Genomic DNA, 16,056 nt, shown 5'->3' on the forward strand with positions numbered 1-16,056 from the left:
GCAGATGACCGAAAGAAAAGAAAATATAAAAGATTTGTTCATTGAAGAAGAAATGAAGGATTCGTATCTCAGCTATGCCATGAGCGTTATCATGAGCCGGGCCCTTCCTGACGCCAGAGACGGATTAAAACCTTCCCAGAGGCGCATTCTCGTTGCCATGAACGATCTTAACCTCAGCCCGCGCGCAAAATTCAGAAAATGCGCCAAAATTGCCGGAGATACTACAGGAAACTACCATCCCCATGGTGAACAGGTAGTGTATCCCACCCTCGTCCGTATGGCGCAGGATTTTAACTACCGCTATCCTCTTATTCAGGGACAGGGGAATTTTGGTTCAATTGACGGGGACCCACCTGCGGCAATGCGATACACAGAAGCACGCATGACGGACGTGACAATCACGATCATGGAGGATCTTGAAAAGAGAACGGTGGACTATACCTCCAACTACGATGATACCCGCACAGAACCGGTTGTGCTGCCGTCAAAATTTCCCAACCTGCTTTGCAATGGCTGCTCCGGTATTGCCGTTGGCATGGCGACAAGCATCCCGCCGCATAATACAAATGAAATATGTGACGGCATTGCCATGGTTATTGACAATCCCGACGTCACCATAGAAGAATTGATGACGGTAATCACAGGTCCAGATTTTCCTACGGGAGCGCAAATTTGCGGAACAAGCGGGATTAAGGAAGGGTACAAAACCGGCAGGGGAACGATAATCGTACGGGCGAAGGCATATGTTGAAACGTCAAAAACCGGAAGAAAGAGCATTGTCGTAACTGAAATTCCATACCAACTCAACAGAGATAATATTTTGGAACGTATCGCCCTCCTGGTGCGCGAAGAAGTGCTTAAGGGTATTTCTGATGTCAGAAACGAAAGCGATAGACACGGAAGCCGCCTGGTGATCGATCTGAAAAAGGGAGAAGATGAAGAGGTAGTTTTAAACCAATTGTATAAACACACAAAACTGCAGGACACTTTCAGCATTATCATGATTGCGCTTGTGGATAATCGTCCGGAAACACTTAATCTGAAACAAATGCTGGTATGCTACATTGAACATAGAAAAGTTGTTATCGTTAAAAGAACAAAGTTTTTACTGGAAAAAGCACAGAACAGGGCGCATGTGCTTGAAGGTTTAAAAATAGCCTTAAATAATATAGACCGGGTAATCGAACTGATTAAAACCTCGGATACCGTAGATGCGGCGCGAAGAGGGCTTATCTCTTCGTTTTCTCTCTCGGAAATACAGGCGAACGCTATCCTGGATATGAGACTGCAAAGGCTTACAGGGCTTGAGCAGGGGAAAATTGACGCCGAATATGAAAAACTGTGTGCAGATATAAAAGAATACCAGTCGATATTGGCAAATGAAAAGTTAGTGCTGGATATTATAAAAAAAGACGTTGCGGAAATAAAAGAACAATTTGGCGACAAACGCCGGACGGAAATTGTAGGCGCCGTGGGCGATTTAGAGAGAGAAGACCTTATTACGGAAGAAAATGTAACGGTCATTATCAGCCATGAAGGATATATAAAGCGGCTGCCATTAAGCGCCTATCGTAAACAACAGCGTGGCGGGAAGGGAGTTATCGGGGCGGAAATGAAGGAAGGGGATTTTGCCGAACACCTGTTTGTAGCATCAACCCATGACTATATCCTCTTTTTTACGGATCAGGGCAAGGTGTACTGGCTGAAGGTTTATGATGTTCCTCAAATGGGTAAAATTACAAAAGGAAGGGCGCTCATCAACCTGCTGGAATTAAAAGAAGGAGAAAACGTTACCTCCTTCATTCCTGTCCGCAATTTTGACGACAGGCAATTGGTCATGGCAACCAGCCACGGCATTATCAAAAAGACCGTGCTCAAGGCGTATGGCAATCCGAAAAAGGGAGGTATTATCGCAATTAACCTCGATGAGGGAGACACATTAATCGGGGTAAAATTAACCAACGGAAAACAAGACCTCATACTCGGGACTGAACAGGGGAAGGCGGTGCGTTTTTCGGAGGAAGACGTCAGATCGGTTGGACGTGTTTCGCGCGGAGTAAAGGGGATAAAGCTTAAAAATAGTGATAAAGTATGCGGCATGGTTGCTGTCGATGATGAGTCGTCACTTATGACCATCTGTGAAAATGGCTTTGGCAAACGAACAAATTTTGAAGAGTATTCGGCGAAAAACAGAGGAGGCCAGGGGGTTATCAATATTAAAACTACTGAAAGAAACGGGAAAGTGGTGGGGCTGCTTGACGTCAGGGAAACCGATGAATTGATCATGATAACAAAGGGGGGGAAGATCATAAGGACTCCGGTAAATACGATTCGAATCATCGGAAGAAATACCCAGGGCGTCAAACTTTTTGATATTGGTAAATCAGATAAATTAATCTCGGTCGCCCGCGTAATTCCAGAAGAAAATCCAGCCCCGGATGATTTAGAAGCCGAACATGATATCCCGGAACAAGAACAAGAACAAGAACAAGAACAGGAACAGGAACAGGAACAGGAACATGAACATGAACATGAACATGAACAAGAAGAAAAATAAATACTACGTAACATTTTAGTTGTTTGAAAATCGCCTTTAATATCTACCCTGAGTATTCCCAAACTCCTGTTTGGGAATTTCACAGAAATACCCGGGCAGGAATACCGAATATTGAATATCGAATGATGAAGTATTTTGCTTTAATATTCGATATTCCTTGTTCTGCGGTTCGGTATTCTCTTAAAAAAACCGCCAAAGGCTTGAACCCGCTAATGTAGTTTTCCAGCGCCATTATGTTCCCGCGCTGGATCTTTAGGAACGAGCGCAGTCACAAAATAGTAGCGCAGCTTCATGTCGTTCATAACCCTCTCTATCCAGCATAAAGAAAAATGACCCGAACGTACCCTGTCTCTGTCTGTATCATTACTTTTAATGAAGAATCCAGAATTCGTGATTGCCTTGAAAGCGTCAAATGGGCAGACGAAATCATCGTGGTGGATTCTTTCAGCACGGATAAAACGGTAGATATATGCAAAGAATATACGGAACGTGTTTATCGGCGCGCATGGGGCGGGAATATCGATCAGAAGAACCATACGATAGGGCTGGCAACGAAAGACTGGCTGCTTTGCCTTGACGCCGATGAGAGATTGTCGCCTGAACTTACAGAAGAAATACAAAATGTTCTCAATAGCCATGATACGGCAGACGGGTTTTTTTTCCCCAGACGAAGCAGTTACCTGGGACGCTGGATATTTCATGGTGACTGGTATCCTGATTATCAATTACGTCTCTTCAAAAGGGGACGTGGAAGGTGGCAGGGAACAAATCCGCATGGAAGGGTAAGTGTCGAAGGAAAAACACGGTATATGAAACACGACTTGTATCATTTTAACTACCGGAATCTTTCCCACCAATTAAAGACGATGGATAATTACTCGGATGTTTTTTCCGGTATTATGGTAGAACGAAACAAAGACTTTAGTTTGTTTCAGCTCATCTTCAGGCCGCTGTACAAGTTTATTAAAGTATACATATTAAAGAGGGGTTTTTTGGACGGCCTACCCGGCTTCATCCTTGCAATTACAAACGCTTTTTACATATTTGTTAAATACGTAAAACTTTGGGAATGTACGCACGGGAATGGCAGAGAAAAAAAACAAAATGAAAAAACTGTCTAATTCCATTTTATCCCGCATCTATACTTTCCTTGGCAGGACAAACCTACCATATTTCCCATCAAAAATTACCATTGAATCCGGCAATGTGTGCAATTTGCGTTGTTCCTTGTGCCCTACGGGACAGCATGACAGCAGCGCCAAAAAGGGATTTATTCCCCTTGAATTGTACAAAAAAATCCTCGATGAAATCGGCAGATACCTCAGACTGATCCGGTTATATAATTGGGGAGAACCTCTTTTAAATAAAGATCTGCTGCCAATGATCCACTATGCCCGAAAGTATGGGATTGATGTGAAAATAAGCACAAACCTTTCACTAAAGCTGGAGGACAAAGATATCGAGGAACTGTTACACGCGGGACTAAAAGTGTTGTATATTTCCTGTAATGGCGCAAGTAAGGAAACGTACCTCAAATACCATGTTGGCGGAGATTTTGATTTGGTGAAAGAAAATATGACACGCCTTGTTCAAAAGAAAAAGGAAATGCACGGCTGCCGGACGAAACTGGTATGGTTATTTCATGTTTTTAAACAGAACGAACACGAGAGAGAGCAGGCGCAGAAAATGGCAAAAGGGATTGGCATCCAGATTAAAATAAACAAGATGAGGCCTGATATGGGAAAGGAAATCTTTGAAACAGTACAAGATGCGCTGGAAAGAGACGCCGACTGGATACCCGGGAACCGGAAATTTTTAGTTTGTCCAGAGAAAAAGAAAAAACGAATCTCCTGCACACTTCCCTGGACGGAAACCGTTATTAATTGGGACGGCTCAGTACTACCCTGTTGCGCCGTCTACAGCGAGACGTTTGCGTTTGGCAATATTAACAGGGAATCTTTTGTGCAAATATGGAATAACGAAATGTACGTTTCCGCCAGAAAAGAAATTCTGGGCAGGAAAAATAAGAAAAACACTGTCTGCCATATATGTAAAAGCACCGGATATCTGCATAGTTTCTGATTGATTGTAACACTTTAGTCCTTTGAAAAAGTAAAAACGCGTAACACTTTAGTTTTTTGAAAAATCCCAATAATAGCGATGTTTTCCGTATAGTGTAGGGGCGGGGCATTTGTTATAAACGGTTGCTGCTCGTTCCTCACTTGAAATATCTAAGCCCACTAAATTCATGTAGTGCGACGAGGTTCGTCGCACCAAAAAAAGAGTTGTGCGATAAGGAATAGGGTCTACTTAAATTGTGCGACGAACCTCGTCGCACTACAAATGACAATTTCCAGTTTCAAAAGACTAAAGTGTTACGATTGATTGGAAAAGAAACACCTTTTTAAATCTGTTTCTACCGTTGAAAATGAGAGAAATAACCCTGTCAGGGTTAATATATACTCAAGATGCTCATAAAATGTGGATTTTAAAGTGTTAATTGGGTGGCACGGACAAACCTTGTTTGTCCGTGTTGAACTTGTACGACATTGTCTATAAATCACAGATTGTGAGCTTCTTGAGTATACATGCTTGTTAAGACAATGTTACGCATTATTACATTATCGCAGTGGATTCAATAAATATTCCAGTCCGTTCAGCTTGATTTCGTAGACGCATTCAAGCATATTGCCCAATTCACCTTTCGGAAATCCCTGTTGGGCAAACCATACAATATAAGCTTCGGGCAAATCAATCAACAATCGCCCTTTGTATTTGCCAAAAGGCATGCGTGCCTTCACTACCTTTAAAAGGTACTCTTTATCGTGAAACATATTGTTCTTCTTTCCAAAACCAAAACGTTTAGAGAATTCCGGGGACGCCATGCTTGATTTTAGAGGCTTCGTAACAATTTGGTTTTTTGAAAAAGATATTCACCTGTGCCTGTTATATAACAGGAATAAAACATTTTCCTTGTAGTAGCAAGGCATGTATTGCCACTATAAAGCATACCCCTTATAATGATTTGTATTCTTTCAGTAATTTCCTTAATTTGTTAACCGTCACTTCATATGCTTCTTTTCCGGTAAGGTCGACCCCGGCGTCTTTCAGGATTTCAAGCGGTTCTTTGTGTGACCCTGCCCCCAGAAATGCCAGATAGTCTTCGACTGCGCCTTTTTCACCGGAGGTTACGCGTTCAGACAAAGCTATTGCTGCGGACAGGCTGGTAGCATATTTGTAGACATAAAAGGCATTGTAAAAATGAGGAATTCTAGCCCACTCGTAGTTTAATTGTTCATCAATAACCATTCCATTACCCAGATAGGCTTCAAGGTTTTTCCGGTAAATGCCGGTTATGCTTTTCGAGGTAAGCACTTTGCCGGATTCTGCCATCTCGTGAATATCCTTTTCAAAATTTGCGAACATGGTCTGCCTATAGAAGGTTGCCTCTATACGTTTCATGTTATGATACAGATAAAATTTCTTCTCCTCGCGGGTTTCGGCAATCTTTGACATATGATCAAACAGTAGCGCTTCGTTGAATGTCGAGGCTATCTCTGCCAGAAAGATGGGATTCTGATAATAAATGTATGGTTGATTTTCGATGGAATAATCCCGATGCAGGCAGTGGCCGAATTCATGTGCAAATGTTGAAACATCCGAAAACTTTTCCGTGTAATTTAAGAAAATTAATCCCCGGCTCGCATAACTTCCCCATGAGAACGCTCCTGATCTTTTGCCGGGAGATTCAAAAACATCAATTACCCGTGCACTAACGGTAGCGTCGTACTTCCTGAGATATTCAGTCCCAAGCGGTTCAAGTGCAGTACGAACCAAAGTACGCGCCTCTTCATAGGAATATTTTTTATCAACATCTTTAACCAGGGGAACATAATTATCATAGAAGTGTAATGTTTCTATTCCGAGTTCTTCCTGTTTGAGGGCATTGAACTCGCTGATCACAGCAATATTCTCTTTTGCGACTTCAACGAGATTGCTGAATACCTTGTTTGGCACATAATCGGGAAACAGGGACATTTCCAGTATCGACGCATAATTGCGCACCTTCGCCAGCTTAATATTTGCAAGTACATTTGCAGCATAGGTATTTGCCAGTACATCAATATTCTGCCGGAATGGCCTATAGTAATAATCAAACACCTTCTGCCGGAGAACACGGTCGGGAAATTCTAATAGTTGGGCATATTTTGCATGAGAGAGGTGGATTTTTTCCTCCTTGTGTTCAAATTCCTCAAATGAAATATTGTTATCATTAAAGGCCGAAAAAACATCATCAGGTTTTTTTAAAGCAATCTCCAGTTCCGCTAAAACAGTTTCAGTTTCCTCCGAAAGGATGTGCGGTTTGTATCGGGCATAGCTTTTCAAAAAGAAGCGATACCCTGCAAGCTGAGAATTTTCATGAATCATCGTATCGATATCATCGAGCGATAAAGATGACAGCTCTTTTTTTATAAAAACGGTTTCTGCAGAAATCTTTGAAACAAGCAGTTCGACACGTCCCTTCATCTCTTCATACACGGCATTCCTGGTATCTTCAAAAAAGCGTACATGCGCATACACATATAAATTTTCTCTCACGATAGAATGGTTAATGTATAACTGCATGAACTGCCCGAGTTTGCCAGAATCGGCAAGAGCACCTTTAAACTCCAGGAGCGGAGGAAGTCCTTTTTCCACCTTCCGGTAGTCTTTCTCCCAACAATCATCCGATGCATACAAAACAGACAAATCCCATTTGTATTTGTCTTCTATTTGATCCCGCGTTTTATTTTTGTTCATATATTTATTAATGGCCCCCGGACTCCAATATCAAATACCAAAGATGTAAACCCATTCCAACGATTATATGCTGAGATACTGTTCCTCACCCTGTATCCATGCAAAATGTAATTCAAGATTACTCATACTCATGGATGAAATAAGGTTTGGAGCGCCACGCAGGTTAAAAAGGCCTAGAAACTTGTTGTAATCATCAAACCATTCATGCGTCTGACTGAAAGAACGCACCATCATCACGGCATGCGCAGCATTAAAACGCTTCGCTTCAATGATTGCAGAAGCAGTCCTATGCAGAAGCTGGTATCTGATGGTTTTTGGGATAGTTTCATTCAAGCATAACTCGTTTTTCAAAAATTCAAGCCTTTTCCGTTTGCCAGGCGAGTCTTGTTCCATCCATTCATAGAGAGTAGGCCCAAAAGGTTCAGAAACTTTACCCTCAACGCCCATTGATACCAATTCATTTTTAGATTTTGCCAAGACCCAAATATCATTTTGAGACGGTCGCTGGCCTCCGGGCAGTGGTACTTTGTGTTCCGGGAGTATCAGAAGTGGTTCTAAATCATAAAAAGGTGCTCCTGCCTTCGAGAAAACAAATTGTACACTTGCCGGGAAGCCATTAGCTTCTTCCCAACAATAGGCAAGTGCCCTGGCTGAATAACCGGATTTCCACTGTTTGTCTGGTTCAGACAGGAAGTCTTTCCAATCTTCTGGTGATTTTGTAGGAATTAGAATGTTGGACAATTCTTTGCTACCTCAATATTTCTGTCAAATCTTAACCTGATAAGGTTTATTCAAATAAAACGAATAGTAAATATCAAAGCTGTGGGCCCAATCCCGTGTCTGTTCTATTTCCCTATTTCTCTTATTTTGATTTTACCATCTACAAACATCTCTTTTTTGATCTTTGATAGTTTTTTTACCCTTGCTTCCATCTTTAGCGCCATACTCCTGCTTCCAATCTTCTTTTTCATGACCAGCGTTAAAGGGGCTTTTCCCCTTAAATATTTTGCCCCTTTTTTATCATCACTTGAGTGTTCTGCAAATCTTCTTTCCACATCGGTGGTAATGCCAGTATATAATCTTCCATGTTTACATCGTATGACATACAAAAACCAATTATTCATTTTTAAACGCCTCACATAAGCATAATCGGCGCGAAGCATGGAGCGACTGCATGCATGTCATTGTTATGCTCCTTCAGCCCTTACAATGTTTTGTCAGAAAACGATCCAGTTGGTAGGCGAACGACTGAATGTCTTTCCGGCCAAACGAAGAGGGGCCGCCGGTAATCATGCCGCCGTTCCGGAGTTCATTCAGGAGATTGCGCATAGCCAGCCGCTGTTTTATGTTCGCTTCCGTATAAAGCTCACCTCGCGGGTCAATCGCATATCCGCCCTTCTCAACAACGCGGTCTGCAAGCGGTATATCAGCAGTAATAACCAGGTCGCCCTGTTGAACCATTGCAACAATACGATTATCTGCCACATCAAAACCCGTAGATACAGTAATACTCGAAATGTACATAGATTGAGGAATCTTCAGATGCTTGTTCGAGACCAGAATCAAAGGAACGCGAACACGCTCAACTGCCCGGAACAGGATATCCACTATCACGCCGGGAAATGCATCAGCATCGACGAGTATCTGCATTTAACGCCCTTTCAGGGAATAATGCCCGCTGTATAACAGGTAGCGATGTTTCTTTATATTCGGCTTTCACGACACATATGCAATGCAATTAAAATTTATGTAACACTTTAGTATTTTGAAAAATTCCAACAATGTAGCGCGACGAGGTTCGTCGCATTATTTTGAGTAGACCCTATTCTTTATCGTATATAGCCAAAAGTATCTGTTTTTCTAAAATTTAATATACAATCCAGGTATCAATAGATGGGTGGCACAGGCATCTTGCCTGTGCGGAATACAGGCAGGATGCCTGTACCACCCTTGCAATAAATTTTATTATTCATCTTCCGAAAACCTTATTTTTTTGACAATATCGCACTGTTTTTTTGGTGCGACGAACCTCGTCGCACTACAAATGACTATTTCCTGTTTCAAAAGACTAAAGTGTTACAAATTATTACAAATTTATACGCCTATTTGTGCTAAAATAAAAGGAAATTTGCATAAATCAAATTGTTCTGCTAACTTGACAACATATTTTTATTGTGTTATTATTTTTTATAATTTTTAAAATTTTAATAATAGGGACAGAGCGATTTTTAATATAAACAATTTAATCATAACAATACCAGCAATTCTTTATGCGTTGACAATACATGAATTTTTTCATGGTTGGACGGCAAACAGGTGTGGCGACCCAACAGCAAGACTACAAGGCAGATTAACGTTAAACCCGCTTGCCCATATCGATATTATGGGGGCGTTATGTTTTGTTTTTGCAGGTTTTGGATGGGGCAAACCTGTTCCCATAAATCCCAACAATTTTAGAACTCCACGCAGGGATAACATGATTGTTTCATTTGCAGGCCCTGCATCTAATTTCATTTCGGCATTTTTATTTGGCATGGCATTTCAGCTTTTGCGCAATATTCCCCTTCCGTCAAATCTCTCCATGATGATATTTAATTTATTAATCACGGTGATTGTCGTAAACCTGTCATTGGCATTTTTTAATATGATCCCAATTTTTCCTCTTGACGGTTCACATATCCTGGAAGGCTTATTGCCGTATAGACTGTCCGTCCGATATAAAGAAATAGAACGTTACGGACCCTTTATCCTGTTAGGGCTTATTGTAATGGGGAATTTTACCGGTGTGTCTATTATTAGCCTGGTGCTTGGCCCTCCGATAAAATACTTCCTGAGGCTTTTCTCCGGATTATCTTAAAAGGGAGGACGGCATTTTTATTGAAGCGGCAGAGAAAAATGCAGTACTTTTACTTTTTGCAGGATAAGCTTTATGGAAATAACGGATAATTATAAAGTAGATTTGGACATTTATAACGGTCCTGTTGATCTGCTCCTTTATTTGATTAAAAAGGAAGAGGTAAATATTTATGACATTCCTATTTCCAGGATTACAGAACACTATTTGCACTATGTGGATGCATTGCAGACGCTTGACATGAACAATATCGGCGATTTTTTGATAATGGCCGCAACGTTAATGTATATAAAATCGTATATGCTCCTTCCAAAGACCGAAATGAAAGATGAAGATGAAATTGAAGACCCAAGGACTTCTTTGGTAAAACAATTGTTAGAATATAAAAAATACAAGGAAACCTCTATCGTCTTGTCTCATAAAGCGGATCATTGGGGCAGAAAATGGAAACGTTTATATTATGAAAATCCCTTAGAAACAGCGGCAGAAAACGAAGAGAAAATTCCTCTTGAAGGGGTGAGCCTTTGGGATTTGTTGCAAAAATTTTCAGACCTGATGAGTCAAACATTGTTTGATGTTCAGGGCAGGACAATTGTTTACGACGATACCCCGGTAAAGGATTATATGGAGGCCGTTCTATTGCGTGTTCAACAGGGTGCCCCTGTTTCTTTTTTTGCGCTTTTTGAAGGGATAAGAGAAAGACATCGCATCATTGGTTTTTTTTTGGCGCTATTAGAATTGGTAAGGCAGAATAAGGTAAGAATAGAACAGCCATTAAATTACTCCGACGTACAAATATTTTTATACAATTAATTACACACACTTTAACTCGCCACTTTTTCACCTCTTTTTTGTGCAAGCGTATCCCATAACATTGGCATACATAGTTTTAATTTGAATTTAATTCGTTAGTTTGTTAGTATCTCTGCTTCTTTGTTTGTCTCGTAAGGCAGGTATTGCCGCCGAAAAAATAAACACGCGGACATAAATGTGAGTTTTATTTTTGGCTGCGGCTGCTTAAAAAGTATTCAAAAAAATGTTTTTGGCATTGAAATGTCATTTTGGAGATAATAGGTTATGGTTTCTAAGGAATTGTTGGAAATACTCGCATGTCCGCTGTGCAAAACAGATGTTCGGCTGGAGGGAGACAGGATTATCTGTGTACAATGCGGGCGAAGGTATCCTGTAAAAGATGATATACCGGTTATGCTCATAGATGAAGCGGAATTGCCTGAAACGAAAGAGAAGGAAGCTTAATGGATAGAAGAGCGCTGATTGCATTAATCATTTGCGGGGTAATAATGTTATTATACTACCCCATTATATTGCCCTTGCTGTCGCCAAAAACAGAAAAGGTAACACAAGAGGAACTCTCTGCCGAAAAACGTGGCGAAGCAAAAAAAGAAACAAGAACGGTCGCTCCTTCGTTGCTGACTTCTCCGGAAACTTTGCATGAGATGGATATACATAAAGAGGAAGTTGTGGTTGAAAATGAATATATTAAAACAGTGTGGATAAATGAAGGAGCGGCGCTCAAGTCGGTTAAACTAAAGGATTTTAAAAGTCAGGATTCGAAAGATACTTTAGAATTAATAAAAGATGCTGATACGGAATATCGTCCCCTCGCCATAAGCTATATATATCAAAATGCAAATTTCCAAAGACAGAGATACAGGATAATTGATAGAAGCAAGGGTAGGATCTCATTTAGTACAAGTCTGGAAAGCGGGCTTAATCTTATCAAGACCGTTTCCATACCGGATGGTAAATACCATGTGGATATGGAAATTGTATTGGAAAACAATACAGACTCTGAAATTTCTTTAGCATACGATATCATTGCCTCATCCATGATTACGCATGAAGGTGAAATTTCAGCCGACATTGCAGGGCTTGTCGGCATCGATATGGGGAACCATAAAGTTAAATTAGTATCCACTGCACCGAAAGGATTTCCGGCCAAAAATGAGTCCCGCGGCATTGTCTGGGCGGGTTCAACGAATAAGTATTTTGCCACTGTGTTGAAGCCTGTTTCCAGTGAATGGGTAGCATCTGTTCACCTTCAGGCATTTGATATGCAAGGTATGCCGTCAGAGGGAAAATCGGAACAGGGTGACTTTATGGTCAGCTTGCAGACGGGGAGAATACACATAGCTCCGCACACGTCCGTCAGGCATGGATATCTCTATTTTGTAGGCCCGAAGAAAGAAGAGGTTTTGGGGCAATATAGCACCATGGATGCTATCATAAGTTATGGGTGGTTGCATGCCATAAGTAAATTGCTTCTTGGTTTTTTAAATGCTGTTCATAGCGTAATTCCCAATTATGGCATTTCCATCATTGTATTAACGATAATTATCAAGGCGCTTTTGTTTCCGTTAACGAGAAAAAGCCAGGTTTCCATGTTTAGGATGCAACAGTTGCAACCGCTGATTAACCAGCTCAAGGAAAAATATAAAAACAATAAGCAAAAAATAGGTCAGGAACAGGTATTGTTGTTTAAAAAATATGGCGTAAATCCAATGAGCGGCTGCTTGCCAATGATATTGCAATTGCCTGTTTTTTTTGCACTGTTCAGAACGCTGCAGCTCTCTTTTGAAATGAGGCAGGCGCCTTTTGTTTTTTGGATAAATGATCTTTCCATGCCCGACACACTGATGTATTTGCCGTTTACCATTCCTTTTCTCGGTAATACCCTGAATATCCTGCCGATAATAATGACCGGCGCATCTTTTGTTCAGATGAAATTAACGCCGAAATCTCCAGCCACTGACCCACAGGCGCAGGCGCAGCAAAAAATGATGTCGTTTATGCCAATTATGTTTGCGTTCATTTTATATAAAATGCCTTCAGGGCTTACCCTTTATTGGACAACAAGCACTATATTCAGCATCGTTGAAAGCCTCTTCATTAGAAAATCTATTAAAAAGATAAAAATAGTTTAGTGTGAGCCCCCCTTTTTTTGCGCTCCCATAGCTAAATATTCAATAGGCAAAAAATATCCCTAATATAACCGTGACGTCATATGTTTCCTGAAGTACAGGATACCATTCTTACCGTGGCAACGCCGGCAGGCAGATCCTTTCACGCAGTGATCAGGATAAGCGGGTCAGAGGCAATTCCCTCGATCCATGAAATATTTGTTCCTTCCGCTAATATAAAACTAGAAAACGTACAAACATTTATTTCTATAAAAGGATGTATTTGTTTGCCTGCGGAGTCATTAAAAATTCCTGCTGTTTTATATGTGATGAGGCAGCCACATTCCTATACAAAAGAAGATATCGTGGAGATTCACACCTTGGGAGGCAGGCCAATCGGAGAAATGATCCTGCAATATATTTTACAAAAAAAAACTGGATTAAAAGACGGTTTGCGGCTTTCGCGGCCGGGAGAATTTACAAGACGGGCATTTTTGCACGGACGGATAGACCTTGCGCAGGCAGAAGCGATAAAAAATCTCATTCGTTCGCAATCAGATTCAGAACTCGATTTGGCAATTTTGCAATTGTCGGGAAATGCTTCTCAGCGGATTAAAAATATTCAAAACAAAATAACCTCCCTTTGTACGTATATTGAAACTTCCATTGACTTTTCAGACCAGGACATTGAATTAATATCCCGGGCGGAAATGATAAACAAAATGGAAGATATTAGAAATGATATCGTTAATCTTATGAATAAGCCGCCGGCGGATAAAATATCTTCTGAAGAAATCCGCACGGTACTATATGGCAAACCGAATGTGGGAAAATCGAGTTTGATTAACGCGCTGCTGGGGGAGAAAAGAGCTATTGTCAGTGACAGACCAGGGACTACGCGTGATATGGTTACCGGAGTTTTAGAAATGGGAAGCGTGTATTTTAAATTAACTGATGTAGCGGGATTTGATGAAGCAAGAGAACATGTTTTTGTACAAGCAAGAGAAAAGGCTCAAAGTGCCTTGAAAAGTGCACATCTGTTATTGCTTGTTTTTGCCGGTAATGAGAAAATGGATATCCAATCATTGGAAATAAATCATAGTGAGGTTGCCAATAATGTAATTGTGGTGGTCAACAAATGCGATTTAATGCCGGCCTGTTCATCCTTTAAACTGCCGGAGGAAGTAAAAAAATATCCTGTTGTGTATGTTTCTGCATTAAACGGTAAGGGACTGGAGAGATTAAAAACACTGATGCTTGATAAAGTTCTGGACGGGCAGATAGATCGATCAAATACACTTCATTTTTTTAACGTTTATCAAAAAGACGCCTTGCAACGGTCGTACGAACGAATAGAACAAGCAATAGCGTCTTTCAGGGATACTATGAGCGATGAATTTATTGCCATAGACCTGAGAATGGCAGTGGACATTCTTGGTGAAGTAGTAGGTGAAATTACGACAGAGGATATTTTAGATAAAATATTTCAGGAATTTTGTATTGGCAAGTGACATGCACGAGAGGCCTTCATGGGACGAATATTTTTTGAGGATTACAAAAGAAGTTGCGCGGCGGTCAACATGCTTGCGCAGACAGGTAGGTGCTGTTCTTGTGCTGGAAAAACATATTCTTGCCACAGGTTACAATGGAGCGCCAAGCGGGCTTCAGCATTGTCTGGAAATTGGCTGTTTGCGGGAACAATTAAGAGTGCCGCCTGGCGAACGCCACGAATTATGCCGTGGGCTTCATGCTGAAATGAATGCTCTTATACAAGCAGCGCGCTACGGAATAAAAATTTCGGGAGCAACCTTGTATAGCACAACCTGTCCATGTTCTTTGTGTGCTAAAATGCTGGTGAATGCCGGAATAAAGCGTATTGTTACCCTTTCCGATTACCCCGATGCCCTTGCAAAAGAAATACTTCATATGGCAAATGTCCCGGTTGACTTTGCAGGGCTTGAAGAACCTGTTGTGGGCGATGAAAAATGGTAACAAAACACCTTTCAAAAATAAAAAGTTTTTGTCCCCGATAGTATACGTGTTAAGCGCAATAATACAGTAAAAACGTTGAATTGTTTTTGTTTGAAAATCAATAAAGCAGGTTTTTTGATAAATCTCCTTGACATCATATATCTTGTATGATATATACTTCAGACTAACATATATAGCGATACAGGTATTTTGGTTCCTTATCTGTAATTTCTTTACATTGTTTTGTTAAAATATTTAATGGTGAAACCCGAAATACTGAATACGAAACGAATTCTAATGATAAAATGATTTGATATTCTAAGCGAGCGCATCTTTCGTATTTCGTGATTTGTATTGTTGTTTGGATTTGTTTTGTATTTCGTGCTTGTTTGGTTCTGGCTTGTCCAGGTTAGGTTAAGGACACATGCAATGCTTGTTTTGTAAAGCGGATAATGACAAGGTGATTAATTCCCGCACAACAGCGGATGGTCTAAGCATTAAGCGCAGACGGGAGTGTTTGGGCTGTGGTCGTCGGTATACCACATACGAGCGAGTTGAAGAAAATCCATTGCGTGTTGTTAAAAAAGATGGAAGGCGCGAGATGTATGATCGGAAAAAAGTATTTAATGGTTTGCTGAAAGCGTGTGAGAAGCGGCCTGTCTCCACCGATATAATAGAAAATATCGTTGATGAAATAGAGCGTGAAATATATAGCAAATTCGACCGTGAAGTAAATGCAAACTTTATTGGCTCCTTAGTAATGCAAAAATTAAGGATTCTTGATATGGTTGCTTATGTTCGTTTTGCTTCTGTATACAGGGAATTTAAAGATATTTCGGAATTTATAGATGAGCTAAAACCGCTTATGCAGGGAACCAAGAAGAAGATGCGATGAAAGAACAAATACAAGTTTGTAAGAATATACTATTAATCCTGGCAGGAGGTACGGAAAT

Annotated in this window: 15 protein-coding genes; 10 read left to right on the plus strand and 5 right to left on the minus strand. The window is 40.7% G+C overall.

Annotation, left to right across the window (positions count from 1 at the left end; translation table 11 throughout):
* Positions 1-4 precede the first annotated feature (4 nt).
* The 3 genes from gyrA (at position 5) to ABJL82_RS03955 (ending at position 4,639) form a co-directional block, all read left to right on the plus strand.
* Positions 5-2,557, plus strand: coding sequence for a DNA gyrase subunit A (gyrA, locus tag ABJL82_RS03945; RefSeq protein WP_347273414.1), 2,553 nt, complete (start codon positions 5-7; stop codon positions 2,555-2,557).
* A gap of 329 nt (positions 2,558-2,886) precedes the next feature.
* Complete coding sequence (locus ABJL82_RS03950) at positions 2,887-3,678, plus strand: glycosyltransferase family 2 protein (protein ID WP_347273415.1); 792 nt, start codon at positions 2,887-2,889, stop codon at positions 3,676-3,678.
* Positions 3,662-4,639: a radical SAM/SPASM domain-containing protein gene (locus ABJL82_RS03955; protein WP_347273416.1), complete on the plus strand. Its 978-nt coding sequence runs from the start codon at positions 3,662-3,664 to the stop codon at positions 4,637-4,639. Before ABJL82_RS03950 ends, ABJL82_RS03955 begins: the two co-directional genes overlap by 17 nt.
* Positions 4,640-5,178: 539 nt before the next feature.
* Here ABJL82_RS03955 and ABJL82_RS03960 read toward each other — a convergent pair.
* From ABJL82_RS03960 to ABJL82_RS03980, 5 genes are all read right to left on the minus strand, one after another.
* Positions 5,179-5,391: a DUF3820 family protein gene (locus ABJL82_RS03960; protein ID WP_347273417.1), complete on the minus strand. Its 213-nt coding sequence runs from the start codon at positions 5,389-5,391 to the stop codon at positions 5,179-5,181.
* 181 nt (positions 5,392-5,572) lie between these two features.
* The gene (gene pepF, locus ABJL82_RS03965) at positions 5,573-7,357 is read right to left on the minus strand and encodes an oligoendopeptidase F (RefSeq protein ID WP_347273418.1); all 1,785 of its coding nucleotides are present in this window, start codon (positions 7,355-7,357) and stop codon (positions 5,573-5,575) included.
* 63 nt (positions 7,358-7,420) lie between these two features.
* Positions 7,421-8,098 carry a hypothetical protein gene (locus ABJL82_RS03970; RefSeq protein ID WP_347273419.1) on the minus strand — a complete coding sequence of 226 codons (678 nt, stop codon included), beginning with the start codon at positions 8,096-8,098 and terminating at the stop codon, positions 7,421-7,423.
* A gap of 104 nt (positions 8,099-8,202) precedes the next feature.
* Complete coding sequence (locus ABJL82_RS03975) at positions 8,203-8,481, minus strand: GIY-YIG nuclease family protein (RefSeq protein ID WP_347273420.1); 279 nt, start codon at positions 8,479-8,481, stop codon at positions 8,203-8,205.
* Positions 8,482-8,554: 73 nt separating this feature from the next.
* Positions 8,555-9,007, minus strand: a complete 453-nt coding sequence (locus ABJL82_RS03980; protein WP_347273421.1) for a YaiI/YqxD family protein — start codon at positions 9,005-9,007, stop codon at positions 8,555-8,557.
* 625 nt (positions 9,008-9,632) lie between these two features.
* Between ABJL82_RS03980 and ABJL82_RS03985 the strand changes: the two genes are divergently transcribed.
* From ABJL82_RS03985 to nrdR, 7 genes are all read left to right on the plus strand, one after another.
* Entirely contained in the window at positions 9,633-10,214 is a 582-nt protein-coding gene (locus tag ABJL82_RS03985) for a site-2 protease family protein (protein ID WP_347273422.1), read from the plus strand.
* A gap of 72 nt (positions 10,215-10,286) precedes the next feature.
* Positions 10,287-11,024 carry a segregation/condensation protein A gene (locus tag ABJL82_RS03990; RefSeq protein WP_347273423.1) on the plus strand — a complete coding sequence of 246 codons (738 nt, stop codon included), beginning with the start codon at positions 10,287-10,289 and terminating at the stop codon, positions 11,022-11,024.
* A 264-nt stretch (positions 11,025-11,288) separates the two neighbouring features.
* The gene (locus ABJL82_RS03995) at positions 11,289-11,468 is read left to right on the plus strand and encodes a Trm112 family protein (protein WP_347273424.1); all 180 of its coding nucleotides are present in this window, start codon (positions 11,289-11,291) and stop codon (positions 11,466-11,468) included.
* A complete protein-coding gene (yidC, locus tag ABJL82_RS04000) occupies positions 11,468-13,156 on the plus strand; it encodes a membrane protein insertase YidC (protein WP_347273426.1) in 1,689 nt (562 codons plus the stop codon). The genes ABJL82_RS03995 and yidC overlap by 1 nt, the downstream gene beginning before the upstream one ends.
* Before the next feature lie 80 nt (positions 13,157-13,236).
* On the plus strand, positions 13,237-14,643 hold the full coding sequence (mnmE, locus tag ABJL82_RS04005) for a tRNA uridine-5-carboxymethylaminomethyl(34) synthesis GTPase MnmE (RefSeq protein WP_347273427.1): 1,407 nt from the start codon (positions 13,237-13,239) through the stop codon (positions 14,641-14,643).
* 1 nt (position 14,644) lies between these two features.
* Positions 14,645-15,124, plus strand: coding sequence for a cytidine/deoxycytidylate deaminase family protein (locus ABJL82_RS04010; RefSeq protein ID WP_347273512.1), 480 nt, complete (start codon positions 14,645-14,647; stop codon positions 15,122-15,124).
* 403 nt (positions 15,125-15,527) lie between these two features.
* Positions 15,528-15,998, plus strand: a complete 471-nt coding sequence (nrdR, locus tag ABJL82_RS04015) for a transcriptional regulator NrdR (protein WP_347273428.1) — start codon at positions 15,528-15,530, stop codon at positions 15,996-15,998.
* The last annotated feature ends 58 nt before the right edge of the window (positions 15,999-16,056 follow it).

This window comes from Candidatus Kuenenia sp. (genome assembly GCF_039794105.1).
Taxonomy (GTDB): Bacteria; Planctomycetota; Brocadiia; order Brocadiales; family Brocadiaceae; genus Kuenenia.

Excerpts from the sequence above, each read along its gene's own strand:
- ABJL82_RS03960 (WP_347273417.1), bottom strand. The coding sequence starts at position 5,391 with ATGTTTCACGATAAAGAGTACCTTTTAAAGGTAGTGAAGGCACGCATG.
- ABJL82_RS03980 (WP_347273421.1), bottom strand. The coding sequence starts at position 9,007 with ATGCAGATACTCGTCGATGCTGATGCATTTCCCGGCGTGATAGTGGAT.
- nrdR (WP_347273428.1), top strand. The coding sequence starts at position 15,528 with ATGCAATGCTTGTTTTGTAAAGCGGATAATGACAAGGTGATTAATTCC.
- ABJL82_RS03990 (WP_347273423.1), top strand. The coding sequence starts at position 10,287 with ATGGAAATAACGGATAATTATAAAGTAGATTTGGACATTTATAACGGT.
- ABJL82_RS03975 (WP_347273420.1), bottom strand. The coding sequence starts at position 8,481 with ATGAATAATTGGTTTTTGTATGTCATACGATGTAAACATGGAAGATTA.
- ABJL82_RS03955 (WP_347273416.1), top strand. The coding sequence starts at position 3,662 with ATGAAAAAACTGTCTAATTCCATTTTATCCCGCATCTATACTTTCCTT.
- gyrA (WP_347273414.1), top strand. The coding sequence starts at position 5 with ATGACCGAAAGAAAAGAAAATATAAAAGATTTGTTCATTGAAGAAGAA.
- pepF (WP_347273418.1), bottom strand. The coding sequence starts at position 7,357 with ATGAACAAAAATAAAACGCGGGATCAAATAGAAGACAAATACAAATGG.
- ABJL82_RS03950 (WP_347273415.1), top strand. The coding sequence starts at position 2,887 with ATGACCCGAACGTACCCTGTCTCTGTCTGTATCATTACTTTTAATGAA.
- ABJL82_RS04010 (WP_347273512.1), top strand. The coding sequence starts at position 14,645 with ATGCACGAGAGGCCTTCATGGGACGAATATTTTTTGAGGATTACAAAA.
- mnmE (WP_347273427.1), top strand. The coding sequence starts at position 13,237 with ATGTTTCCTGAAGTACAGGATACCATTCTTACCGTGGCAACGCCGGCA.
- yidC (WP_347273426.1), top strand. The coding sequence starts at position 11,468 with ATGGATAGAAGAGCGCTGATTGCATTAATCATTTGCGGGGTAATAATG.
- ABJL82_RS03995 (WP_347273424.1), top strand. The coding sequence starts at position 11,289 with ATGGTTTCTAAGGAATTGTTGGAAATACTCGCATGTCCGCTGTGCAAA.